This window comes from Micromonospora sp. WMMD736, from assembly GCF_049179015.1.
In the GTDB taxonomy this organism is placed as follows: Bacteria; Actinomycetota; Actinomycetes; order Mycobacteriales; family Micromonosporaceae; genus Micromonospora.
On the sequence record NZ_JBMHMI010000001.1, the window covers coordinates 4,828,450 to 4,852,838 of the forward strand.

The 24,389-nt window shown below is 71.1% G+C and carries 22 protein-coding genes and 1 tRNA gene; 17 read left to right on the top strand and 6 right to left on the bottom strand.

Going from position 1 to position 24,389, the window contains the following annotated elements; all coding sequences use genetic code 11:
- Positions 1-72: 72 nt before the first annotated feature.
- Positions 73-1,299 carry a CapA family protein gene (locus ACN269_RS21840; protein ID WP_421474158.1) on the top strand — a complete coding sequence of 409 codons (1,227 nt, stop codon included), beginning with the start codon at positions 73-75 and terminating at the stop codon, positions 1,297-1,299.
- Positions 1,300-1,352: 53 nt separating this feature from the next.
- Here the strand turns inward: ACN269_RS21840 and ACN269_RS21845 are convergent, their stop codons facing one another.
- Entirely contained in the window at positions 1,353-2,669 is a 1,317-nt protein-coding gene (locus tag ACN269_RS21845; protein ID WP_421474159.1) for a D-arabinono-1,4-lactone oxidase, read from the bottom strand.
- A gap of 226 nt (positions 2,670-2,895) precedes the next feature.
- Between ACN269_RS21845 and ACN269_RS21850 the strand changes: the two genes are divergently transcribed.
- Positions 2,896-3,486, top strand: coding sequence for a TetR family transcriptional regulator (locus ACN269_RS21850; RefSeq protein WP_421476482.1), 591 nt, complete (start codon positions 2,896-2,898; stop codon positions 3,484-3,486).
- A gap of 70 nt (positions 3,487-3,556) precedes the next feature.
- On the opposite strand, the gene ACN269_RS21855 is transcribed toward ACN269_RS21850, so the two are convergent.
- Complete coding sequence (locus tag ACN269_RS21855) at positions 3,557-4,762, bottom strand: amino acid deaminase/aldolase (RefSeq protein WP_421474160.1); 1,206 nt, start codon at positions 4,760-4,762, stop codon at positions 3,557-3,559.
- 317 nt (positions 4,763-5,079) lie between these two features.
- On the opposite strand from ACN269_RS21855, the gene tmk reads away from it, so the two are divergent.
- The 6 genes from tmk to ACN269_RS21885 all read left to right on the top strand — a co-directional run bounded on the left by tmk (position 5,080) and on the right by ACN269_RS21885 (position 11,058).
- A complete protein-coding gene (gene tmk, locus ACN269_RS21860; protein WP_421476484.1) occupies positions 5,080-7,170 on the top strand; it encodes a dTMP kinase in 2,091 nt (696 codons plus the stop codon).
- Complete coding sequence (locus tag ACN269_RS21865; protein ID WP_421474161.1) at positions 7,170-8,426, top strand: DNA polymerase III subunit delta'; 1,257 nt, start codon at positions 7,170-7,172, stop codon at positions 8,424-8,426. The genes tmk and ACN269_RS21865 overlap by 1 nt, the downstream gene beginning before the upstream one ends.
- A 122-nt stretch (positions 8,427-8,548) precedes the next feature.
- A complete protein-coding gene (locus ACN269_RS21870; RefSeq protein WP_355049259.1) occupies positions 8,549-8,878 on the top strand; it encodes a YbaB/EbfC family nucleoid-associated protein in 330 nt (109 codons plus the stop codon).
- 1 nt (position 8,879) lies between these two features.
- Complete coding sequence (locus ACN269_RS21875; protein ID WP_355049258.1) at positions 8,880-9,185, top strand: hypothetical protein; 306 nt, start codon at positions 8,880-8,882, stop codon at positions 9,183-9,185.
- Positions 9,185-9,865, top strand: a complete 681-nt coding sequence (locus ACN269_RS21880; RefSeq protein ID WP_421474162.1) for a hypothetical protein — start codon at positions 9,185-9,187, stop codon at positions 9,863-9,865. Before ACN269_RS21875 ends, ACN269_RS21880 begins: the two co-directional genes overlap by 1 nt.
- 353 nt (positions 9,866-10,218) lie before the next feature.
- Entirely contained in the window at positions 10,219-11,058 is an 840-nt protein-coding gene (locus tag ACN269_RS21885; protein ID WP_421474163.1) for a PSP1 domain-containing protein, read from the top strand.
- Between the two features lie 118 nt (positions 11,059-11,176).
- On the opposite strand, the gene ACN269_RS21890 is transcribed toward ACN269_RS21885, so the two are convergent.
- On the bottom strand, positions 11,177-12,913 hold the full coding sequence (locus ACN269_RS21890) for a metallophosphoesterase family protein (protein WP_421474164.1): 1,737 nt from the start codon (positions 12,911-12,913) through the stop codon (positions 11,177-11,179).
- A 144-nt stretch (positions 12,914-13,057) separates the two neighbouring features.
- On the opposite strand from ACN269_RS21890, the gene ACN269_RS21895 reads away from it, so the two are divergent.
- The 9 genes from ACN269_RS21895 (at position 13,058) to ACN269_RS21935 (ending at position 19,106) form a co-directional block, all read left to right on the top strand.
- Positions 13,058-13,131: transfer RNA gene (locus ACN269_RS21895), tRNA-Thr, on the top strand.
- Positions 13,132-13,533: 402 nt separating this feature from the next.
- Positions 13,534-13,869 (top strand): hypothetical protein, encoded by a 336-nt coding sequence (locus ACN269_RS21900; RefSeq protein ID WP_421474165.1) that lies wholly within the window; start codon positions 13,534-13,536, stop codon positions 13,867-13,869.
- 17 nt (positions 13,870-13,886) lie between these two features.
- Positions 13,887-14,189 (top strand): pore-forming ESAT-6 family protein, encoded by a 303-nt coding sequence (locus ACN269_RS21905; RefSeq protein ID WP_421474166.1) that lies wholly within the window; start codon positions 13,887-13,889, stop codon positions 14,187-14,189.
- A 38-nt stretch (positions 14,190-14,227) separates the two neighbouring features.
- Positions 14,228-14,587, top strand: coding sequence for a DUF6507 family protein (locus ACN269_RS21910; RefSeq protein ID WP_421474167.1), 360 nt, complete (start codon positions 14,228-14,230; stop codon positions 14,585-14,587).
- A 206-nt stretch (positions 14,588-14,793) separates the two neighbouring features.
- Complete coding sequence (locus ACN269_RS21915) at positions 14,794-16,926, top strand: hypothetical protein (RefSeq protein WP_421474168.1); 2,133 nt, start codon at positions 14,794-14,796, stop codon at positions 16,924-16,926.
- Complete coding sequence (locus ACN269_RS21920; protein ID WP_421474169.1) at positions 16,923-17,615, top strand: hypothetical protein; 693 nt, start codon at positions 16,923-16,925, stop codon at positions 17,613-17,615. Before ACN269_RS21915 ends, ACN269_RS21920 begins: the two co-directional genes overlap by 4 nt.
- Before the next feature lie 81 nt (positions 17,616-17,696).
- Positions 17,697-18,392, top strand: coding sequence for a hypothetical protein (locus ACN269_RS21925; protein WP_421474170.1), 696 nt, complete (start codon positions 17,697-17,699; stop codon positions 18,390-18,392).
- Positions 18,393-18,410: 18 nt separating this feature from the next.
- Positions 18,411-18,707 carry a hypothetical protein gene (locus ACN269_RS21930; protein WP_421474171.1) on the top strand — a complete coding sequence of 99 codons (297 nt, stop codon included), beginning with the start codon at positions 18,411-18,413 and terminating at the stop codon, positions 18,705-18,707.
- Positions 18,708-18,737: 30 nt separating this feature from the next.
- Positions 18,738-19,106, top strand: a complete 369-nt coding sequence (locus tag ACN269_RS21935; RefSeq protein ID WP_421474172.1) for a hypothetical protein — start codon at positions 18,738-18,740, stop codon at positions 19,104-19,106.
- 8 nt (positions 19,107-19,114) lie between these two features.
- Here the strand turns inward: ACN269_RS21935 and ACN269_RS21940 are convergent, their stop codons facing one another.
- From ACN269_RS21940 to eccCa, 3 genes are read right to left on the bottom strand one after another with little or no spacing between them, the layout of a single operon-like run.
- On the bottom strand, positions 19,115-20,080 hold the full coding sequence (locus tag ACN269_RS21940; RefSeq protein ID WP_421474173.1) for a DUF6177 family protein: 966 nt from the start codon (positions 20,078-20,080) through the stop codon (positions 19,115-19,117).
- The gene (locus tag ACN269_RS21945; RefSeq protein ID WP_421474174.1) at positions 20,065-20,424 is read right to left on the bottom strand and encodes a hypothetical protein; all 360 of its coding nucleotides are present in this window, start codon (positions 20,422-20,424) and stop codon (positions 20,065-20,067) included. The genes ACN269_RS21940 and ACN269_RS21945 overlap by 16 nt, the downstream gene beginning before the upstream one ends.
- Positions 20,424-24,380: a type VII secretion protein EccCa gene (gene eccCa, locus ACN269_RS21950; protein WP_421474175.1), complete on the bottom strand. Its 3,957-nt coding sequence runs from the start codon at positions 24,378-24,380 to the stop codon at positions 20,424-20,426. The genes ACN269_RS21945 and eccCa overlap by 1 nt, the downstream gene beginning before the upstream one ends.
- Positions 24,381-24,389: the final 9 nt, after the last annotated feature.

Genomic DNA, 24,389 nt, shown 5'->3' on the forward strand with positions numbered 1-24,389 from the left:
ACCATAGCCCCAAATGGGTTAAATGTCCGATTTAGTGGCGCTGATCTTGCGTGGACTGCCTAACGTGAGGGAATGTTCGCAGTCCCTGTCCCGCGCCGCCGTGTTCTCGTCGGTGCTGCGGCGGGTGCGCTGCTGCTCGCCGTGGCCGCGATCGGCATCCAAACGATGGACGCGGACGACCCCTCGCCAGCCGGCGCCACCGTGTCGCACGCTTCACCGCAGGCCGTCGCCCCCGGGTCGTCCGCCGGGCCGACCCGGAGTGCCGCCGACCGGCGGACCGTGCGACTCGTCGCCGCAGGCGACGTTCTGATCCATCCAGCGGTGACCGACCAGGCGCGCCGGGACGGTGCCCGTGCCGGAAGCATGGACTTCGCCCCGATGTTCGCCGGGGTCGCCCCGGTGGTCCGCGACGCCGACCTGGCGCTGTGCCACCTCGAGACGCCACTGGCCGATCCCGCCGGTCCGTTCGCCGGCTATCCGTCGTTCAACGCGCCCCCGCAGGTGCTCGACGGGCTGCGCGCCACCGGGTTCGACGGCTGCTCAACCGCCTCCAACCACACCCTCGACCAGGGCGCCGACGGGGTGGCCCGGACGATCCGCGCACTCGACGCCGCCGGGCTGGGACACACCGGCAGTGCCCGCAGCGCCGCCGAAGCGGCCCGACCCCGGATCTACCAGGTCGGCGACGTTCGCGTCGCGCACCTGTCGTACAGCCTGAACTTCAACGGGCTGAGTCGCCCCGCGGGCAAGCCGTGGCTGGCCAACCTGATCGATCCGCCCAAGATCCTCGCCGCCGCCCACCGGGCGCGGGTCGCCGGCGCCGACATCGTCGTGCTCAGCCTGCACTGGGGTACGGAGTATCAGCACCTGCCGGACGCCGACCAGCGGGCCTGGGCCCAACAGTTGATCTCCTCGCCCGACGTGGACCTCATCCTGGGCCATCACGCCCACGTGGTGCAGCCGTTCCAGCGCTTCGGCGACAAGTGGGTGGTCTTCGGCATGGGCAACGAACTGGCCCGGCACGAGGAGCCGATCAACGACAACCGCGAGGGTGTGATGGTCCGGGCGACCTTCACCGAGACGGCTCCGGGGCGCTGGGCGGTGACCCGGATGGAGGCGCTGCCAACCTGGACCGTCCTGACGCCGGCCCTCCGGCTGGTCGACCTGACCGCAGCGCTCGCCGACCCGGGCACCCCACCAGGTCTGCGGGGTGACTATCGGGCGGCGTACCAGCGGGTGCTCGGCTACGTCCGGGCCCTGGGTGCCGGCCCGGACCAGGTGGTGGCGTCGGGCGGCTGAGCGCCACCGCCGAGGACGCGGTTGCAGCTACCACCCGGGCGGACGCCGTCCCGTCAGGCGCCGAGGACGTGGGTCAGGTGCCCGCTGGCGAAGACGCGGTGCGGGTCCAGGCGGTCGCGGATCGCCTGGAAGTCGGCGAAGCGGGGGTACGCCTCGGCCAGGGACGCCGCGTCGCGGTAGTGCAGCTTGCCCCAGTGCGGGCGGCCGCCCAGTGCCGCCGCGACCTTCTCGAAGGCCTGGAAGTACGGCTCGTACGGCATGCCGACGTACTGGTGCACGGCGATGTACGCGTTGTCCCGGCCGTAGCCGTGGGACAGCCAGATGTCGTCGGCGGCGGTGAAGCGCACCTCGACCGGGAAGAGAATCTTGAACGGGAGTTCGTCCACGATCCGGCGCAGCGCGGTGAGCGCCTCGGGTAGCGCCGCGCGGGGGAGGCCGTACTCCATCTCCACGAAGCGGACCCGGCGCGGGGTGCAGAACACCCGGTCGGAGCGTCCGGTGTACCGGCGTTCGGTGAGCGCGCGGGCGGAGACGGCGCTGATCCCCGGGGCCAGGGCCGGCACGGCCCGGCCGAGGCGGCAGGCGCCGGCGAAGACCCGGTTGGACAGGAAGTCGTCGTCCAGCCAGCCGCGCCAGCGGGACAGCGGCCGGTCGTTGGCGGGTGACCGGTCGTTGGCCTTGACCTGGACCCGGGACGTGTAGGGGAACCAGTAGAACTCGACGTGGTCGTGCCGGCCGATCAGGGCGGGCAGGTCGCCGAGCACGTCGTCGAGGGCGGCGGGGCGTTCGTGGGCGTGCAGGATGAAGGCGTCCACGCAGCGCAGGGTCACCTCGACGAGGACGCCGAGCGCGCCGAGCGACACCCGGGCGGCGGCGAACACGTCGGGGTTTTCGTCCGCGGAGCAGCGCAGCAGCTCGCCCGTGCCGGTGACCAGGGTGAGGGCCTCGACGAAGGTGGAGAGGCAGCCGTAGCCGACGCCGGTGCCGTGGGTGCCGGTGGAGATGGCGCCGGCGATGGTCTGCGCGTCGATGTCGCCCAGGTTGGGCAGCGCGAGGCCGTGCCGGGCGAGCAGCCCGTTGAGCGTGTGCAGGGGCATTCCCGCCGGTACGGTGACCAGTCGGCGTGCGACGTCCACGCTGACCCCGGTTTCCAGCTCGGACAACTCCATACGCCGGTCGTCGGCGAGGGCGACGGCGGTGAACGAGTGACCGCTGCCGGCGACGCGGATGCTGCCTCCGGCGGCGGCGGCGTCCCGGACGGCTTCCACTACCTCGTCCGGCGAGCCGGGGCGCAGGATGGCGGTGGCGCTGCCACGCTGGTTGCCGGCCCAGTTGGACCATGCGGCGGTGAGCGGTGCGGTGCCGACCATGCTCGCTCCTCATTCATGAATGTGAACTGACTTCATATCAGGAACGTTGTCCCTGGTAAATACCGCAATTGCGGTCCGCTCGTTGTACCGGTAGTCACGGAGTCGTGACGTGGAGATATGTTCATCCGTCGAAGGGGGGTGGCGCCGAGTGTCCACACCAGCCGCCACGACCGGGCCGCTGCGCCGCGTACCGGTGCAGGGTCGAAGTGTCGCGCGGGTACAGCGCATGTTGGACGCCTGCGCCGAACTCGTCGACGAGGTGGGGTACGAGGGGCTGACCACGACCCTGCTCGCGGAGCGCGCCGAAGTGGCGATCGGGTCGGTCTACCAGTTCTTCCCAGACAAGCGGGCGATCGTGCAGGCGTTGACCCTGCGCACGATGGAGTCCTACCTGCAACGGCTCGACGAGCGCTTCGCCTCCGACGAGATGACCCACTGGTGGGACGGCGTCGACGCGGGGATCGACGAGTACATCACGATGCACCGCACCGTCCCCGGTTTCCGTACCCTGCACTTCGGCGACGTGGTCGACCTGCACCTGCTCGACGAGCAGCGCGACAACAACGGCGTCATCGCCGACCAGTTGGCGCGGGTGCTCACCGAGCGTTTCGGGCTGACCGACGTGCCGAAGCTGCGCTTCGTCCTGGAGATCGCCGTGGAGGCCGCCGACGCGCTGATCAAGCTCGCGTTCCGGCGGAAGTCCGACGGTGACGAGCGGGTCCTGCTCGAGGCGAAGGCGCTGATCCGGGAGTACCTGCACCGCCAGGTCGACGGGTGCGAGAGCGAGCAGCGCGCAGAGGCCACCCAGTCCGCCTGACCCGGCGGTGCGGGGCCACCTAGGCCGCGTGTCAAAGCCCTCGGTCGAGCCGAGGGCTTTGACGCGCGCCCTAGAGGAACGCGTGGCCCTCGCCCCGGTAGGTGGGCACCGTCGCCACGACCGCGTCCCCCTTGACGAGGTGCAGCTCGTTGACCCGTTCGCACAGCTCACCGGCCTTGGCGTGCCGGAACCACACCCGGTCGCCGACGCACAGGGTGGCCGCCGCCGCGCCGGAGAGCGGGGTCTGCACCTCGCCGGCACCCTCGGTGCCGACGAGCTTCAGGCCGGCCGGCAGCCACGGCCGGGGCAGCCGACTGTCGGCGGCCTGGCCGGAGGCGATCCAACCGCCGCCGAGCACGGTCGCCAACTCCGGCGTCGGCCGACGGACCACCGCGCAGGCGAAGAACGCCGCCGGGGTGGGCCGCCAGGCGCGGTACGCGTCGAACAGCGTCGGCCCGTACAGGCCCGATCCCGCGGTGACCTCGGTGACCGCCGGATCGGCGCTGGTCGCGGCCACGCTGCCGGTGCCGCCGCCGTTGACGAACTCCAGGTCGGCGTGTTCGCGTACCGCCGCCACCGCGGCGCCCCGGCGGGCCAGCAACTCGCGGTAGGAGCCGCGCTGGGCCAGCCTGATCGCGCCGGCCAGCAGCGTCCGCCCCGGCGGCGCGTCGCCCAGGCCGGCGATCTGCGCCTCGTACGACATGAGCCCCACCAGCCGGAAGCCGGCGCGCCCGGCCACGGTGGCGGCGAGCGCGCCGGCGGCCCGGGCGCTGTGCACCGGCGAGCGGCGGACGCCGACGTGCACGCCACGCAGCGGTCGCCAGGAGGCATCGAGGTCGAGGCAGAGTCGCAGCTCGGCGCGTTGCCCCGGGGCACGGACGGCGTCGACGAAGTCGAGCTGGCCGGTGCCGTCGATCATCAGGGTGATCGCGGCGGCGAGCGTCGGGTCGGCGGCCAACTCGGTGAGCGCCGCCCGGTCGGCGCTCGGGTACGCCACCAGCACGTCGTCACTCAGACCGGCCCGGACCAGCCAGATCGCCTCGGGCAGGGTGAACGCCATGACACCCCGCCAACCGGGTCGACGAAGCGCCCGGCCGATCAGGTCCCGGCTGCGCACCGACTTGCTGGCCAGCCGGATCGGCTTGCCGGCGGCGCGGTCGGCCAGGGCCCCCGCGTTGGCGTCGAAGGCGGTGAGATCCACCACGGCGTACGGGGGGTCGAGATGGGCGGTCGCCCGGTCCAGGCGCTCGCGCAGTTTGTCGCTTTCGATGGCCACGTGTGCACGCTAACTGTCCGACGATGAATGCGAAATACCCTCGCATACGTCCCGGGCTGCGGTCGATGGCTCCGGCGGCCTAGGCTCAGCGAGCAGGAGAATGTCGCCGGTGGGGCGGCCCCCACCGGGTCTAGAGTGTTCCACCGGGGGTGCCCAGCGATGGGCCGGCACGTGGAGGTACGGCCATCGAAAGCCAGAACAGCGGCGAGTCGCCCGGCGTGTCGCGCGCGGGTGACCAGTCGGGCAACGCCGCCAACCAGTCCAGCGGTGGTCAGGTCGACGCGTCCGGCTATGCCGCGATCCGCTCGGTACTGCGGATCAGGCCGTTCCGCCGGCTCTGGATCGTGCTCGGCGCGGCCTCCTTCGGTGACTGGCTCGGCTTGCTCGCCACCGCCCTCTTCGCCGCCTCGCAGGTGCAGGGCAGCACCGCCCAGGGTGCCGCGTTCGGCGGGGTCACCGCGATCCGCCTGCTGCCCGCGCTGGTGCTCGGCCCGGTGGCCGGCGTCTTCGCCGACCGGTTCGACAGGCGCTGGACGATGGTCATCTGTGACCTGCTGCGCTTCGTGCTCTTCGCCTCCATCCCGCTCTACGCCCTCAGCGGCGCCGCCGGCGGCCTGGTGGTCGGCTGGGCGCTGATCGCCACCTTCCTGATCGAGTCGCTCACCCTGCTCTGGATCCCGGCCAAGGAGGCCGCGGTCCCCAACCTGATCCCACGGGCCCGCCTGGAGGCGGCCAACCAGCTCACGTTGATCACCACGTACGGCCTCACCCCCGTGGCCGCGGCCATCGGCCTCGCCGTGCTGGACCGTGGTGTCAGAGGCGCTGTGGGCGGCGACCTACCCGACTGGGCCGAGCCCGCTCAACTCGCACTCTGGTTCAACGCCTTCTCCCGGCTCGCCACCGCGTTGGTGGTGGCGTTCGGGATCAAGGAGATCAGCCACGCGCAGCGCGGCGAGGCGGGGCGTTCCGAGCAGAGCATGTTCCGGCAGTTCTCCGAGGGCTGGAAGTTCATCGGCCAGACCCCGCTCGTCCGCGGCCTGGTGCTCGGCATCTTCGGCGCGTTCGCCGGCGGCGGCATCGTGGTCGGCACGGCGAAGTTCTTCGCCAACTCACTGGGCGCCGGCGACGCCGCGTTCTCGCTGCTCTTCGGCGCGATCTTCGTCGGTCTGGCGCTCGGCATCGGGCTCGGCCCGATGGTCGTCAAGGACATGTCCCGGCGTCGCTGGTTCGGCATGAGCATCGTGCTGGCCAGCGCCGCCGTGATGACCCTCGCCTTCGCCATCCACCTGTCCATGGCGATCGTCGGCGCGGTGCTGGTCGGCGCCGGCGCCGGCATGGCCTTCCTGGCCGGCACCACGCTGCTGGGCGGTGAGGTGGCCGACGAGGTGCGCGGCCGGGTGTTCGCGGTGGTGCAGATCGGCACCCGGCTGGTGCTGATCCTGGCCATCGGGCTGAGCAGCGTGCTGGTGGGCGTCGGTAGCTCGCGCAAGCTGGAGATCGCCGACCTCGGCATCTCCGTGTCCTCCACCCGGCTGCTGCTGCTCGCGGCCGGGGCCGCCGGCATCTTCGCCGGGATCAGCGCCTTCGGCCAGATGGACGACAAGAAGGGCGTCCCGGTCCTCGCCGACCTCTGGGGCTCGATCCGCGGCCGGCCGCTGACGCCGGCCGAGCCGTTCGTCTCCGCCGGTCTGTTCGTGGTCTTCGAGGGTGGTGAGGGTGCCGGCAAGTCCACCCAACTCGCCGCGCTCGCCGAGCGGCTGCGTACCGAGGGGCGCGACGTGCTGGTCACCCGCGAACCGGGGGCGACGGCCGTCGGGCGGAGGATCCGGTCGCTGGTGCTGGACACCTCCGGTGACGAGGCGCCGTCCCCCCGCGCCGAGGCGCTGCTCTACGCCGCCGACCGGGCGCACCACGTGGCCTCCGTGGTCCGGCCCGCGCTGGTCCGCGGCGACGTGGTGATCAGCGACCGGTACGTCGACTCGTCGCTCGCGTACCAGGGCGCCGGGCGTACCCTCCCGGTCGACGAGGTCTCCTGGCTCTCCTCCTGGGCCACCGGCGGGCTCAAGCCCGATCTGGTGGTGCTGCTCGACGTCGAGCCGCGCACCGGCCTGTCCCGGGTCACCGCGCGCAGCGGGGAGGCCGACCGGCTCGAAGCCGAGTCGATCGCCTTCCACGAGCGCGTCCGCTACGCCTTCCTCGACCTCGCCGCCGCCGACCCGAAGCGCTACCTGGTGCTCGACGCGTCCCGGCCGGCCGACGAGATCACTCGGCTGGTGGTCCGGCGCGTCGAGGAGATGCTCGGCAAGCCGGGCGGCATCGTGCACCCCCGACCGGCGCAGGGCCCGGACACCTCGGTCCAGCCCGAGTTATCCGACGCGGAGCTGGTGACGATGGAGCACAAGACCTGATGCCGGACGTCTTCGCCGACCTGGTCGGTCAGGACGAGGCGGTGACCGAACTGCGCCGCGCCGCCGCCGCGGCGGCCGCCGTGCTGCGCGCCGCCGCGACCGACCGGACACCCGCGCTCGTCGCCGCCGGCGAGGCCGACCCCGCGCCCGCCGCCGGCACCTCCGACCCGGCCAGCGGGATGACCCACGCCTGGATCTTCACCGGGCCACCCGGCTCCGGTCGCTCGGTCGCCGCGCGCGCCTTCGCCGCCGCGCTCCAGTGCGCGTACGGCACCGGGTGCGGCGAGTGCCCCGGCTGCCACACCACGATGGGCGGGACCAACGCCGACGTCCGGATGGTGGTGCCGGAAGGGCTCTCCATCGGCGTCGGCGAGATGCGCGCGCTGGTGTTGCGCGCTGCCAGCACCCCGTCCGGTGGGCGCTGGCAGGTGGTGGTCATCGAGGACGCCGACCGGCTCACCGAGGCGGCCGGCAACGCGCTGCTCAAGGCCATCGAGGAGCCGCCACCGCGGACGGTCTTCCTGCTCTGCGCCCCGTCCACCCACCCGGACGACATCTCGGTGACCATCCGGTCGCGCTGTCGGGTCGTACCCCTGCGGCAGCCGCCGGCCACCGCGGTGGCCGAGGTGCTGGTCCGCCGGGACGGCATCGCGCCCGACGTGGCGCAGTGGGCGGCGGCGGCCGCGCAGGGGCACGTGGGTCGGGCCCGCCGGCTGGCCCGCGACCCGGAGGCCCGCAAGCGGCGCGAGGCGGTGCTCGCCGTGCCGCGCCGGCTGACCGGCGTGGGCGCGGCGTTCGACGCGGCGTCCGCGCTGATCGAGGCGGCCGAGGCGGAGGCCGAGGCGTCGGTCGCCGAGGCCGACGCGGCCGAACGGGCGGCGCTGGAGACGGCGCTCGGCGCGGGCGGCACCGGCCGGGGCGCGGCCGGCGCGATCCGGGGGGCCGCCGGTCAGCTCAAGGAACTGGAGAAGCGGCAGAAGTCGCGAGCCACCCGCGCCCAGCGGGACGCGCTCGACCGGGCGCTCGTCGACCTGGCCGGCTTCTACCGTGACGCGCTCACCATGGCGCTGCGCGCACCCGTCGACCCGGTACACACCGACACCGCCGCGCTCGCCGACGCCGGGGCCCAGAAGTGGGACGCCGAGGGATCGCTGCGTCGGCTGGAGGCCGTGCTGGCCTGCCGTGCGGCGATCGATGCGAACGTCAAGCCGCGCATCGCCGTCGAGGCGATGATGCTCGCCCTCTGGAAGGGCTGACCCGCAGCTCCCGCCGGTTGTCCACAGCCATCGACACGTGCGATTGCTGTGCGGTACGGTCCGGTGTGCCGTGGTGACGGTGACGGCACGCTCAGTGAGGACCCGTCCGGGAGGAGTCGCCGATGCCGCGGGGGGAGATCGACGAGGCCTGGATCGAGGAGGCGGTGCGGCGCTATCGCCGGATCGAGTCGTTGCAGGCCGAGTTCGACCAGGCCGTGTCGACGGTCGAGGTCACCGTCCGTTCGCCCGACGGGCTGGTCGAGGTGGTGGTCACCGCCGCCGGGCGCATCACCGACGTCCGGTTCCTGGGGCCACTGCACGCCCGCAGCCCCCGCGACGTGGCCGGCTCCGTGCAGGCCGCGGTCACCGCGGCGGCGGACGCGGCCGAGTGGGCCCGGGAGAAGCTGCACAACGAGACGTTCGCCGCCTACCGACCGCTCGCGGGGGCCTGACATGGACACGCTGCGCGCGCTCTCCGCCCGGCTCGACGAGGCGAGCGCCACGCTCACCACCCTGTCCCACACCGTCACCGCCAGCGACCCGGCCCAGGCCGCGTTCGGCGCGGACGCCCCGGGCCGCCCCGGCGAGATCGGTCGCGCGCTGCATCGGCAGTGGGCCGCCGCGACCGACGACCGGGCCCGCGAGGCGCGAGCCGCCGCCGGCCGCCTCGCCGCCGCCGCCTCGGCGGTCCGCGAGGCAGCCGACCGGTACGCCGAGGTCGACCGCGCGGCCCGCCGCCGGATCACCGGAGAGCCGTGATGGACCCACTGGACCGGCTCGCCGAACCTGGCCTCGACCTGCTGCGCCGGGTGGACGTGTTGCTCGCGGCCGGTGTTCCCGAAGGGCACCGGGTGTGGCCCCTGCTCCGCCGGATGCAGGTGCTGCCGGGCGACGCCGTCCGGGGCTTCCTCGATCTGCACCCGGCACCGCTCGTCAGCGCCGGGCACGCCGTGCGCCGGCTCGTCCGGGGGTACGACGACGTCGGTGCCGCCCTCACCGACCCCGTGCTCTGGTCCGGGCCCGCCGCCTCGGCGTACGGGCAGGAGCGTGCCGCGCTGCTGCGCCACCTGGACGAGGGGCCGGAGAGCCTGGTCGGGCGGATGGAATCCACCGCCGGGTACGCGGACGCGCTCGCCGACTGGGTGGAGGGCAGCCGTCTCGCCCTCGCCCGCACGCTGGCCGACCTGCTGCGCTCGGCCGAGGCGGTGGCCGTGGTCGCCGCCACCGCCGCCGGTCCACCCAACCGCTTGACGCCGGTCGGGCCGGGCGTGGCCGACGCTGCCGAGATCGCCGCGCGGGTGCTGGCGGTGCTCTGCGTCGCGTACGACGGCGCCGAGACCCTGCTGCGCCAGTGGGCGCCGAGTCTGGCCGAGTCCACCTGGCGGTCGCCGACCCAGGAGCGAGCCCGCTACGACCAGCACACCCGGGTCGGCTGGTAGCCCCATCCGGCGTCCGCGCCCGGGCCGATGGTGGTGGGTGGGTCGGCGCGCGGCGTTGCTCGGGACTGGTGGTGGTGTTGATTGGCGGGCAGACCACGGCGTCGCTCGCGGGCGCCAGAGCAGAGCCGGCGCACACGGCGACGCCGTGGTCTTCCCCCTGCACCCCCCGCAGGTCTGTCTCCACTCAACGCTGTCCGGCAGCGTTTGTCCCCTTCCCGGGCACGGATTCAACCGTCCGGGCGAGGACCATCGGCACGACGGGTGGCCCGGCAATCGGTCGAGTCGACGGTCATGAATGGAGATGGAGCATCGCCCACCGCGTTCTCCGCGGTGATCCGTCGTAGGGTGGGGGGATGGGCATGCTCTGCGCGGTCAGCTTCAACCGGTACGGGCGCCTCTACTACCTGGACCCGGGTGACCTGCGTCCCCAGGTGGGCGACCGGGTGCTCGTGCCGACCGACGACGGACCCGAGGTCGCCGAGTGCGTCTGGGCCGCCCAGTGGGTGAGCGAGGAGACCGACGGCTTCCCCCGGCTGGTGGGGTTGGCGGGCGATGACGACCTGCGCCGTGACGAGGCGCTGCGTCGTCGTAAGGCCGAGGCGAAGGTGGCTGCCAAGCGGCTGATCCGCGCGCACGGCCTGCCGATGAAGGTGGTGGCCGTCGACCATGTGCTCGGCTCCGCCGACGGCGGCGGCGAGCGCAGCACGGTCTACTTCACCGCCCCGCACCGGGTGGACTTCCGGTCACTGGTCCGCGATCTCGGCGCCACCCTGCACTGCCGGGTCGAGCTGCGCCAGCTGTCGGCGCGCGACTCGGCCCGGGTCCAGGGCGGCATCGGCTCGTGTGGTCGGGACCTGTGCTGCGCGACGTTCCTCACCGACTTCGAGCCGGTGACCATCCGGATGGCGAAGGACCAGGACCTGCCGCTTAACCCGCTGCGCATCTCGGGGGCCTGCGGTCGGCTGATGTGTTGCCTCAAGTACGAACACCCGCTGTACCAGCGCTTCCAGGAGACCGCACCCGCCGTCGGCAGCCGGGTGACGACGCCCGAGGGCAGTGGTCGGGTGGTCGGCCACAGCGTGCCCCGCGACGCGGTGACCGTACGCCTCGACGCGGACGGTTCCCGCTGTTCCTGCTCCCGCGCCTCCGTCTGCGCCCCCCGCCAAGCCCACGACCAGCACTACCCCGCCTGACCCGGCCCCGCCCTGCGGGTCCCCGGCCCCCCGCCTGACCCCGTTGATCATGAAGTTATTGCCATCGCTGTCGGCGTGTCGGAGCAATAACTTCATGATCAACGGGGGTGTGGGTCTGTCAGGTGAGGACTACCGGGGGTTCTGTCAGGTGGGGGGTCAGGGGGGTTTTGGGGAGCAGCCAGCTTGCGGTGGGGGTCTGGTCGGGGTTGACCTGCCAGTCGCGGGACACCCGGTCGACGCCGATCGGATACACGGTCAGCGTGCCGTCCGGGTCGATGCGCAGCCGCAGGAACGACTTGGAATCCTCGATACCCTGCCCGGCGAACAGTTCGTTGACGTTCACCCCGAACGCGCCCGCCACCAGTAGGTACGCCGCGACGAGCTGACTCGCCACCAGGCCGATGACCGGGCCGTACACCACGACGGCGGCGACCGCCGGCAGCGGCCACGGCCAACCGTAGAAGGGCAGCGCCAGCCAGACCCAGGTGCCCCCGGCGGCCAACGCCACATGGGCCACACCGTGGCCGACGCCGAGGAGCCAGTGCCGGGCGTGCCGCTTGCCGCTGGCGCTGGGCGGCTTGGCGAACAGGACCGCCGCGACCACCGTCACGAGCACCATCAGCACCAGCGGGACGCTGAACAGCCGTTGGTCGCTGCTGTCTCCCCAGTTGGCCGCAGCGCCCGCCATGGCAAGCATCAGCAGGGTGTGCAGGGTGCCGAGCAGGGTCGCGAAGCCGGGGTTGCGGAACGGCAGACGTCCGAAGATGCCCCAGCCGTACCGGCGCGAGCGGGCCGCGTCCGGGTAGCGGGCCACCAGGTCGTACGGCTGGGTGCGGCTGGCCCGCCGGGCCAGCGTGTCCCGCGGTGGCACCTCGAGGCGTTCGGGCAGCTTGTGCGTGGGGTACAGGTAAGCCCCACCACCGCCACAGGTGATCAACTGCCGGTCCTGCCCGGCGTAGCGGGCGTAGTGGTGCAGGTCGCCGGAGAGCAGCAACCGCACCCGTGCCCCGGTCGGGTCGATGATCGTCCGAACGAAGTAGTCGATCGAGTCGTACGCCGTCGGACTGTCGGCGGCCTTGACCCACGTCGGCGACGGCGTCGCAATGATCACCTTCGATTCGGGGGTGAGCCGCCGGGCCACCTCGTCGAAGTAGGCCAGCTGCGGATCGTCGAGGTACGAGCCGGACTGGTCGTCGACGCCGAGTAGCCACCAGCCGGCCGGCAACTCCACGGCGAAGTACGACCGCGACTGCCCGGTACGCCAGCCGGCGAAGTTACGGTCCCGGGAGCGGACGAACAGCCGCAGGAAAGCGGTCAGGCCGTCGTACCAGTCATGGTTGCCCGGCACCGCGAACAGCGTGGGACGCTCGGGCGGCGTCGCCGGCAACGCGGCCTGGTAGGGGCCCTTGCAGCGGTTCTCGTACTCCGCGTAGGCCGCCGACGGGTAGACCTGGTCGCCGCCCATCACCAGGGTCTGTGCCCGGGGCAGCCGGTGCCCGTCCATGGTCAGCTCCGGCTGCGCCAGCAGGTACGCGACGGAGTAGGTGGCGTGGAAGCCGTCCCCGAGGTCGGCCACGTAGTCGAGCCAGAGGCCGCCGTCCGGCCCGGCCTGGCGGAAGATGCCGTCGCCGAAGGCGTTCTGCAGTTCGCGTTTGTCGAGGTACGCGCCGAAGAGGATCGCCAGCAGCGTCCGGATGCCGGTGCTGATCAACAGGAACGGCGCCAGCCACGGCACCGGCTTGCGGGGGGTGAAGCCCAGTTCCAGCGGGTCGGTGGAGCGTGGGCGGCGAGGAGCCGGCTCTCCGTCGGGTTGCGCGTCCTCCGGTGCCTGGTGATCGTCGCGTTCGTCAGTCACCCGCCGCAGCGTAGTACCGCTCCGGATGCAGCGCTGTCCGGTAATTGGCCGGATGGCGGAGCTTGTCCGTTTGGCGCTGTCCGGAGCGCCAGGGGTATCCCGCTCGGCCCATGGGCGCGGGGTGCCGTACACTTGCTGATCGTTGCCGCCTTAGCTCAGTCGGCTAGAGCGACGCACTCGTAATGCGTAGGTCGACGGTTCGATTCCGTCAGGCGGCTCGGCACGCGAAGCCCAGGTCAATGGCCTGGGCTTCGCCGTTTTCCAAGGTCCACGACGCCGCCCCCGTTCCCGCCCTCATCGGCCTGCGGCTCACGCCTGGGGAGTACCCGCCGCTCGTCTTCGCAGTGCTAGCCGGCATCGTCCGGCCTCCTCGCACCCGCTCTCGGGGTGGCGGCGGAAAGCTGGGGTCCACGGGAAGTGTTCACCAACCATTGTCTGATTCCTCTGGTGGCGTTGGGCCTCGGCGTGTTCCTCACCGAGCCTGAGGAGTGACGCGGCACCCCAGCCGGTGGCGACAGGCCCGCAGCTATCGGTTTGCACGAAATTCACCTGTAGCGATGTGGCGCGGGTCTCGTAGCATAGATGCGGGACGTTGGATCGGGGTGTGACGGAGGATTGGCATGAAGTTCGACATGGGGGCGCAGACGCTTGGGAGTCTGACCAAGCAGACGCAGGGGTCATCCGATGATCTCGGTTCTCTGATCAAGCAGCTGATCGCTGCGGCCGAGCCGTTGCAGGGCAACTTCAACGGGGCCGGGCGGGTGGCATTCGATTCGTTCAAGGCCAACGCCGATTCGATCACCGCCGAATTGAACTCGTCCCTGGGCGCGATTCTGGGTGGTCAGGGCGGGATGGACTCCGCATTCGGCCAGGGTGACACCGAGATGTCGGACAATGCCAGGTCGTCCGAGGGCACCGCGAACTTCGACGCCGCCAGGTTCTCCAGCAGCCGCTGACACGGGGAGTGACAGTCATGACAGACCGACGCAGTTTCGATACCGGCACTTCCCAGCAGGTCCAGGGTGACCTCGCCGGCATCGTTGCCCGACTTGAGGCGGTGATCTCGCAGCGCAGCTCCGACGTCGCGGCGGCGATGGCCGACTTCCAGGCCGACGGTGTGTCCGAGGAGTACCGGACCGTCGAGGACCGGTGGAACCGGGCGGCGGGCGAGGTCCGCACGATCATCGACCTGGTCAAGACCACCATGACGAAGAACGACGAGACGGCGAACACCACGCTGTCCCGGGCCCGCTCTGCGGTGCAGTCGATCGGCTGAGTCGTTATCCGACGAGTTGTTGACGAGGGAGCACGAGCGTGAGCGCGTGGGACATCTCCCCCGGTGGAGTGCGCGACGTCCTGACCCGTACCCATGCCGCGGCCACCCCTTTCGAGGGGCAGATGAAGAGCTTGAACTCGGCGTTGGAGGGATCGGCCGCCGAGTCCAGTTCGGAGATCGTGGGCCAGGCGCTTCAGGGCTTCGTGGAGTCGATTCGGACGGATCTCGAGTTCGTGTTCACTCGCACGGGGGCGTGCATGCAGGCAGCGGCGCAGGCGACGAACGCCTACGTCGAAGGTGACCTGGAGATGGCGGCGAACGCGCAGCGCAGCGCGTCGGCGGCGCCCGACCCGTCGGCCACGATGCCGGGGCCGGGCCGACCGGCGGTGCCGCGATGATCAACCCGGGCGAGATCCCGCAGATCCCCGGCAACATGGATGCGCTGGCCACCCACGCGCAGACGGTTCGGACCGCGGGCGTCGATTTCGCCAACACCGGCCAGGCCGTCGACAGCACCTGGCAGGGGCTGGCGGCGGTGTACGAGGCACCGGAGGCGACGCAGCTCTTCGCCGCCACCGGCCCGGTGCGTACGGTGTCGGCCTCGGTGGGCGAGGACATCCAGGCCGTCGGGGCCGCGCTGGCCACGTACGCCACCGAGGTCAAGGAGATCAAGGCGCAGCTCGCCGCGCTCAAGGTCCAGGCGGAGCAGTTCGTCGGCTCGCTCAAGGACGACGAGGACTGGCGCGAGGACCAGGGCAAGGTCGACAAGCACAACGGTCTGATCACCGCCGTGAACACGCAGGTGGCCGCGTTCTTCGAGGCGCAGCGCAAGTGCGCCAACACCATCAACGCCCTGTACGGCGGCCGCCAGTACCGGGCCGACAACGCCGACGGCCAGGCCGAAGACGGCGAGTACGGCTTCACCGCCGACACGCTGAACGCCGCTGCCGGTGAGGACGGCGCCCTGCCCTGGGGCAGCAACGAGGAGCACGACCGCGGCTTCCTCGGTGACGTGGGGGCGTTCTTCGTCGGCGTCGGCGAAAGCTTCATGACCATGCTCGGGGACCTGGGCTCACTGATCGGCCGGGATCCCACCACCGGTGAGTGGAGCTGGGGCACCGCCGGCCAGTCGTGGCTGGGGCTCGGCAAGTTCGTGTGGGCGGTCTCGATCTACATCAACCCGGTGACGATCGTGATCGACCAGACCGTCGGCATGCCGTTCATGGAACAGCGCGAGGCGGGAAACCTCCTGCTCAACGCGGGCAAGACCATCATCGCGTACGACACCTGGGGCGAGGACAAGTCGAAGGCGGCCGGCATGGCCACCTTCAACATCGTCTCGGCTGTCGTGGGCACGAAGGGTGCCGCCTCCGGGCTGCGCGGTGCGGGCGCGGCCGTCAACACCATCCGCGGCAGCGCCACCGCCGCGCGGGTCAGCGCCGCGCTGGTGCGTACCGGTAACTGGCTCGACAAGCTGCCCACCGTCAGCGAGGTGGCGATCAACTTCGCCAGGAAGTTCGACATCAAGATTCCGCAGCTCGGTTTGGTTCCGGCGATCGCCGGCGACGTGCCGATCGGGCGTGGCTTCGAGGTCGAGATGCCTACCGTTCGCGGTGGCGACGCGATGCACATGGACGGCGGCAACGGGCCGGGTAGCCACCTGCCTGGCGGGAACACGCCGGGCGGCCACGTCCCGGGTGACCTGACGCCCGGTGGGCACATCCCGGATGGGAACACGCCCGGTGGGCACCTCCCGGACGGCAACACGCCCGGCGGCAACCTCCCCGAGGGCAACGGGCCTGGTGGCAACCTGCCAGAGGGCAACGGACCCGGTGGCAACGTGCCGGACGGCAACCCGCCTGACGGGAACCCGCCGGGTGGAGGAAACCCGGATCGCGGGCGGGATCTCACGCCGGATGAGCAACAGCGGTTCGTTCATCAGGCCGATCGGCTCAATCCGGCAGCGAAGGCCCAGGCGTTGGAGTTGCTCGCCCGTACCGACCTGCCGGACGGGGTGGCCAACCGCGCCGTCCGGGACTTCGTCGATCTGCAGGATTCCGGGCGGTTGGCAGGCAGTGCGGATCGGCAGGCCCAGGTCCTGCGCGACATGATGGATCAGTTGGGTGGGGACCGATCCGCTGCGGCGGGCGCGGCCGCTGAGTTGCGTGCCGCGAACGACGTTCTCAATAGTCCCGATCTCATGCCGGGCTCGAAGATCGGTATCAGCGTCAAGAATGAGCCAGTCGATTTCGGCACCGGTACGGTCGTCGACACCGGACGCGTCCCAGAAAGTGATCTGGTCTACCAGACCAGGGACGGCAAGGTGCATTTGGACGAGGTCAAGGCGACCGCGCAGACGGTGGCCAATAAGCTCGATGAGAAGCCCGATCAGTTGAGCCGGATGCTTGAATGGCGGGCGGCAGATCCCGCAGGGCGGGAAGTAAGCTACCGGGTCGGGACCGACGAGGGGTTGAAGGGCCTGTTCAGCATGACCAACCCCAAGCCGAAGCAGTATGCGCTCGACCGGATCGCCGATGCGGACGTGTCGGTCCAGATTGGCGGGCGTACGTTGACTCCGGATCAGCTGCGCCAACTGCGTGAGGCGGCTCTGGAGGCGTCAGTGCATCCGGCGCACCCCATGAAGCGGGGCCAAGCGGGAGCCTGGTTCGACGAACACATGCCGAACCTCGCTGCGGCACGCGACTTCCTCGAACCCTTTGGAGTTAGGTTCCTGTGAGCGACCTTCTGGTAGAGCCTGAACTGTTGGCCAGCCTGCCGCCCTCGTGGCAGGCGGCGGAGTCAGGTCGACGTCACCCCGTGATCAGAGACCTGCCGGCCGATCCTGAGCAGCGGGCGCTGGCGCTCTCGGCCCTGGAAGCGTGCCTGGCATTCCAGGTGAACTCGGCCGCTCGTTATGGCGAGGATCCGACCTGGGGGCTGCCTGAGGCGTTCTCCAACGACGACTGGTTCCTGCTGCAGGTAAGACTCAAGCGGCGGCTGCCGACCCTCGCCGACGTGACGCACACGAACGTGCGTGACTGGCTGCAGGAGGGCGACGTGGCGGAGATCCTCGACGCCACGTGGACGGAGCCCTCGGATGAGCTCATCGAGGCGGTCGGACAGATGTGGGCGACCTTCATCGTCAATGGTCTGACGGTGGATCTGCTCCGTTGGCTGGGTTGGGTGGCACGAGATCATCTGGATGTCGAAGAGCGCGCCAGGGCGCTCGACCTCCTCAAGACGGCCACACGGCGGCTGCCGTGGCGTCACACGATCGAGACCATTCCGGTGATTCTGAGTCTCGGTGGGTCGGATGAGCGTGCCTACTTTGACCAGTTGGCGAATGATCCGGAACTGCACGAGAAAACCCGCGCCGAGGCGGAGAGTGTGAGCTCATTCATCGAGCGGCAGCACGAATCGATCTAGCGAGGTCGTTCAACCCATGCGCCTCGTCAGAGGCTCTTGCATCGCAACGGCAACCTCGCCGCCCTACGGAGTTGATTTCCTGTGACCGCTTCCTGGGTAGCTCACGAAATGCTGGCCGCCGTGCCAGTTCCGTGGCGGCTGGCGGATCCCGTCGAGCGTGGCAAGGCGACGCGCGAGCTGCCGCCCGATCCGCTGCACCGGGTCGAGGCACTGACGGCCTTGGAGACCTGCCTCGCGTACCTGGTGGATGTTCGGGACCGTTACGGCGACGAGGCCGACTGGGGACTTCCGAAGGCGTTCTTCGACGACTACTGGTTCCTCCTGTACGCGCGGTTGAAGCAGTCGATGCCGACCCTTGCCGATGTCACGCCCGAGAGGGTGCGCGAGTGGGCCGAGGCCTATCTGGACCCGGAGGACGTCTTCGGGGTCACCTGGACGACGCCACCGGACGAGATGATCGACAGCATTGGTCGGTCATGGGTCTTCTTCATCCTCCGAGGGGCGGCCGAGAGCCTGGTCCGTTGGTTCCGGCAGGTGGGCCCTGATCAGTTGGACGATTCGGAACGAGCTCGGATCGTCGAACTGCTCAAAGACGCCACGCCTCGTCTGCAGTGGCGAATGACGATCATCACCATTCCGACGATCCTGGATCTCAGCGGCTCGCAGGAGAAGGACTACTTCGACCGGCTGGCGAACGATCCGGGCCTCCACGAGAAGACCCGCGCCGAGGCCGAGAGCGTGAGCTCATCCATCGGCCACCAGAACGAGCCGATCTAATTATCCGGGGGTAGATTCGTGAGTGTTTCGAGCTATTTGGTGTGTCCGTCGCGCCAGTTGATGATCGGGCTTGGTAAGCGGCTGAGAGAACAGGGTGGGACGGTCATCGGGTTCTCCATCGGCGACCACTTGACCTCCGAGGATCCGCAGCTCACGCAGGCGCTCTGGAGGTTTCTCGCTGACACCGCCGGCTCCGAACTGGTCGTCAAGTTCAGCGACGACGAGGACTTCGAGGAGATCGCGGGCTATCGCGAGATCGGCGGGGACGAGCACGGCGGCATCACGATCGAGGACTACGCGCGCGCAAGAGCCTAGAGTCGGCACCGCTGCGCAGAGCAGACCGGATTGGCAGGCAACGCGCTGATGCCGAACTACGTGCAGATCTACTTCGGGTCCACCGAGGACCGCGAACGGGTGGCCGATCAGGTCAGCTCAGCCTTGGGTGTCCCGTTCGAGCCGTCCGACCAGCCCTACGCCGATTACCTGGGCCGGACTGAGGACGTGGCGATCGACTTCACGGCGGGCCACGAGCTGGAGGACGACGCGGGGGTCCCGTTCGAGGACATGCCGTACGTGTTGACGGTGCGGGATTTCCAGCGCGGCCAGTTGGACGAAGCGGCCGCGCGGAAGATGTTCGTCGCGTTGGAGAGGCTGGGCTACCGACCCGTCTACCTGGTCAGAGGTCTCCAGGAGATTCTTGAGTCCATCGACTGATCTGACGATCAGCGGGGGACGTTCAGGCCGTAGCGGCGCAGCACCGCCCCCAGCGTCTCGTACGGCGCACCCGGACCGCCGTCCAGTCGGTACCACCACGCCCGCCGGGCGCCCCGCCCCAAGGCGCGGCCCACGACCACCTCCGGCGCGGACTCGACGGGCCGCTCATGATGGCCGACGAGGATCCCCCACGGCAACGCCGGCATGCTCGGCGTGCTCGACCGCAGCCCGCCGGACCGGCCCGGATGCACAGTCACGATCATGCTGCGGGCGGTACCCGCCAGCTTCTCGGCGAGCCCTTCGAGCGTCGCCGCGTCGACGACCGACAGGGGTGGGCCGGCCAACCGGAGTTGTTCGCGGACGCCGACGTCGACCCGCTCGACCGTCAGGACCCCGAGCGTCGCCGACTCGTCTTCGCCGCCGACGACGGTCAGGCTGGTGGGTGCCGGTGCGCGTGTTCGACAGAATGCGGTGAGTTCATGGCGCGACCACGGCTCGGTGGCCGGCTCCGCGACCCCCCAACCGGTCGGCTCGGCACCGGTGAGGGCGCGGACGGCGGCTTCGGCGCTGGCACCCAGTCGCAGTGCCTCGGTGGCGGGGTGCACGGTGACGATCTGGATCTCCAGGCCACCCGTCCACGGCGTGTCGGTGGGCAGCGATCCAGCGGATCGCACAGTGTCGGAACTGGCGAAGCGGTGACCGTCCCAGCGCAGCGGCAACCCGGTGAGCCCGTCGCGGTACTGCTCGCCCTCCCGCACCACCCACTGGCCCTGCGCCTGGGCGAGCATCGTCTCGAACGGGTACGTGATGACGCCGTCGGCCGGCGTGACGACCTGGAGCAGCAGACCGTCGCGTACCGCGTCGACGGCGGCCTGCGCGAGCCACGGTGCCAGACCGACCACCGCGCGGTCCTGGTGCAGGACGACGGCCCGGTCGCTGATCGTGTCGGTCGCGCCGGTCATCGGCTCGCCCATGTCAGCCCTCCGGTGATCTCGACCAGCGCGGCGGTGAAGCGACGGGCCACGTCCGCGGCCTGCGGGTCCGCGCCCGGCGCCCTGCTCTCCACCCACCACACCGGCTCGGGTACGTCGTCGGCGGGGGCGATGCCCAGGAGCCGCCGCGCCTCCCCGGGTACGCGCACGAGACGCGCGGCCTCGACGCTCAGCAGGAGCCGCCCGTCGACGGGGTCGAACAGCTGCACCAGCCCGGCGGCCTCGACGGTGTCCATCTTCAGCTCGGAGCCGGCCGCGAGCAGGGCTCCGAGCATCGCCGCCGCGTCGGGCTCGGCGCGGCACAGCGCCACCGTGTCGAACGTCATCACTGCTCCCTCGTCGTACCGGTGAACGCGGTCTGCACCATGCGGGGACCGTCGCCGGGGCGGATCAGCTGCGCGCGACCGGTCGGCAGGACCATGGGCCGCACACCCGAGAAGAGTTGGCCCTCCGTCCGGTCGCCGGACATGAGCAGGCTGAGGCAGCCGGCTTCCCGTACGGCCAGCGGGAACGGCTCGAACAGGCCGCGTGAGGCACCGGCCACCCGGCGGGCCATCACGACGTGCAACCCGGTGTCGCGGCCGGCCGCCACGTGCGGCACCAGCGCGCCGAGCGGCTGTGTGGCCGACGCGGCCAGGATGTCGTAGTCGTCGATGAGCAGCACGATCCGGGTACGCGCGGCCTCGGGTGACTGCCGCTTCGCCAGTTCGTCGGAGACCGCCCTGGACAGTTGCTGGGCGAGCGCCGGGTTGGGGGCGTACCCCCCGCAGTAGGAGTCGGGCACCACGTCGCTGAGGGCACGGCGCGGGTCGAACACGGCGAAGACCAGTTCCTCGGAGTCGTACTGGCTCATCAACTCCTCGGCGACCAGCCGCAGCAGGTTCGTCTTGCCGGTCCGGGGATCCCCGAGCACGAGCAGGTGCTGGTCGCGGCCGAAGAGGTCGAGGACGGCGGGGGAGAAGTCGTGCTCGTAGCGGCCGAAGGGAACCACCCCGTGACCGGAGGGGGTGCCGGCCAGGTCGGCCACGGGAAGCACGGCGGGCAGGACGCGTACCGGCGGCGGCAGCGCGCCCGTCCAGGCCGCCCGTACCGATCGGGCGGCCGCGACCAGACCGGCGACCGCCGGGTCGGCGACCCCGTCCAGCCGGGGTAGCGCCACCTGGGCGAACAACTTCTCGCTGGTCAGCGCGCGACCGGGCTGGTCCGCTGGTACGGCGCGGGCCTGCCTGCCGTCGATGCTGGACTCGGCGGGCTCGGTGAGCCGCAGCTCGACGCGGTTGGCGAAAGCGACCTGCTGGGCGGCGCGGACCTCGTTCCACCGCCGGGCCGTGCCGATGACGTGGATGCCGTAGCGACCGCCCCGGGCGAGCAGGCCGTGCACCTTGGCTTCGAGACTCTCGAACTCCGCGTTGAGCTGTCCGTACCCGTCGATCAGCAACACCACGTCGACGCAGCCGACCTCGGCGCGTACGCCTTCGTCGGCGTCGCGCAGGTCCTCGACGGTGTCGAACTGGTGTCGGCTGAAGATGCGCTGCCGGCGGGTGAGCATCGCGTGCACCTCGTCGACGACACGGCGGACACGCTCACGGTCCTCACGGCCGGCGACGCCGCCGACGTGGGGTAGCTCGGTGAGCCCCGACAGGCCGTTGCCCAGCAGGTCGATGCCGTAGATCCCGACGTCGGTGGGACGGTGGGTGGTGGCCAGGCCGAGGGCCAGGGTGCGCAGTGCCGTCGTCTTGCCGCTGCCGGGCCCGCCCAGGATGAGCAGGTTGCCGCCGCTCCCCGCGAGGTTCAGCACCCAGGGGCCCTGCCACTGGCGGGCCGGGTCGTCGAGCCGGCCCAGCGGAACCGGCAGGCCGCCGCCGGGCAGCGGGCTCATCCCCAGGCGTACGCCATCCGGTGTGGTGTCCACCCCGCCGGCCACCTCGTCGAGGGTGAGCAGGGACGGCAGGGGTGGTAGCCAGATCGCCGGGACGCGCTGCCCGCTCGCCGCGAGCTGACCGACCACCGTGGACAGCAGGGTCGGTCCGGTGGTGCGCCGGGTGGCCGTCGGCTCGTCCGGCGCGCTCTCGTCGACGTCGGCGCGGGTGGTTCCGAAGACCGGCATCGGTTTCGCCAGCGGCCCGACGATGGGGGCGAGTTCGGCGTCCGCGTCGTCGTCGAGCGGGCCGGACACGTAGGCGGCCTTGAACCGTTGGTAGATCGACACGTCGACCTTCAGGTACCCGTTCCCGGGCAGGGGCGGCAGGTGGAACGCGTCGACCGTGTCGAGGACGGTGCGCGACTCGATCTCGGTGAGCGTACGCAGGCCGATCCGGTAGGCGAGGTAGTTCTCCAGCCCGCGCATCTTGCCCTGCTCGACGCGCTGGCTGGACAGCAGCAGGTGCACGCCGATGGACCGGCCGATCCGCCCGATGCGCAGGAACAGGTCGATGAACTCGGACTTGGCGGCGAGCAGTTCACCGAACTCGTCGATGAGCACCAGGAGGTGGGGCAGTGGGGGCAGGTCGCCGCGCTCGCCCTGGGCGCGGAGCAGGTGGTACTCGGTGATGTCGGTGACCTTGCCGGCGTCGGCGAGCACCTGTTGACGGCGCTGCACCTCGCCGTCGAGGCTGGTGTACATCCGCTCCACCAGCGCCGCGTCGGCGGCCAGGTTGGTGATCAGTCCGGCCAGGTGCGGTAGGTCGCTGAACGGCGCGAAGGTGGCCCCGCCCTTGTAGTCCACGAGGACCATCGCCATCCGCTCCGGCGGATGACTCGCCGCCAGGGCGAGCACCAGGGTACGGAGCAGTTCGCTCTTGCCCGAGCCGGTCGCTCCGACGCACAGCCCGTGCGGTCCCATGCCGAGCTGCGCGGGCTCCTTCAGGTCGAGCAGCACCGGACGCCCCGCGGGGTCGACCCCGATCGGGACGCGGAGGAAGTCCCGCTCTCCGCGTGACCGCCAGAGGCTGGTCAGATCCAGCTCGGTGGGGTCGGACAGGCCCAACAGCTCCTGGAAGTCCGCCGGTGGCGTGCCGGTGCCGTCGTCGTAGGAGTCGGCGGACAGGCGCAGCGGTGCGATGCTGCGGGCCAGCCCCTCCACGAGCGGCCCCGGCGCCGCGTCGAGGGTGCCTCGTACGCTCACCACGGGGGACGCGGTGAGGTCCTCCAGGATGACCGAGTCGCCGTCGATGGTGATCCGGCGGGATACGTCGCCGGGCTCGTGCAGCCGGTCGGCGAGCAGGTGGACCACGGTGACACCGAGGCTGGCCAGTCCGACCGTCGGGTCGGGGCTGGCCAGCACGCGGGCCAACTCGCCGTGTGCGTCGTCGATGACCAGCAGGCGCGGCCGGGCCTTCGCCTCGGCTCGCCCGCCACCGTGGCGGAACGCCTTGAGCGCGCTGGTGGCCCGCTCCTCCAGGTCGTCGCGAAGTAGTTCCACGAGCGTCTGCGCGGTGGTGACCAGCAGCGGGGTCGGGCCGGACGGGCCGATCGAGGTCCGGTCGAGCAGGTGGGGCAGCCACCGTGCCCACCGCCAGTCCCGGGCCCGCTCTCCGGTGGTGATGATCGCGAGCGTCACGTCATCCGGTGCGTGGAACGCGGCGACCTGCACGAGGATCGCCCTGGCGACCGCCACCGCCTCCGCGTGGTTCGGCGCGATCACGCTGACGTCCCCGGCGCAGTCGAGGTTCGCCCGCAGCGGCAGCCCTGGTGTCAGCGCGAAGCGGCGGATCAGTGAACGCGCCTCGTGACGCATGAACGGATCGAGCGGGTTGGTGGGCGTGCTCTGCTCGCGCAGCTCGATGGGGCGCACCGGCAGTGCGCCCACACCCAGTCGGACGTGCAGGAAGTCGATGTCGGCGCGTCGGCGCTCCCACAGCCGGGCGGGGCTGCGGATGACGTCGAGCAGCCGGTTCACCGGCGGGTCGAGGAGGCTGGCCTCCTCACGCAGCCGCTGCTCGGTCTCGCGCAGCTGGTCCCGCAGTTCCTCCAGGTAGTCCTGGTAGCGCTCGCGCTGCGCGCGGCGCTGTCGGCCGGCCTTGCCCAGCTGGGTGAGGTACATCGCTCCGGCGGCGCCCAGCGCCGCCACCATCACCACCGCGCCGAGGGCGGCGAATCCCGAGCCACGCAGGAACATCATCATGCTCATGGCCACCCCCGCGCCGGCCATCGGCAGCAGCGCCTGAAGCCCCATCGCGGACCGGCCGTCGGGCAGTTGCGGTGGTGGATCCAGCACCAGCGGATCCATCGTGGACATCGGGCGGGCCATCCGGGCGGGGCGGTGCACCATGCGCGTCGACATACGGTCCTC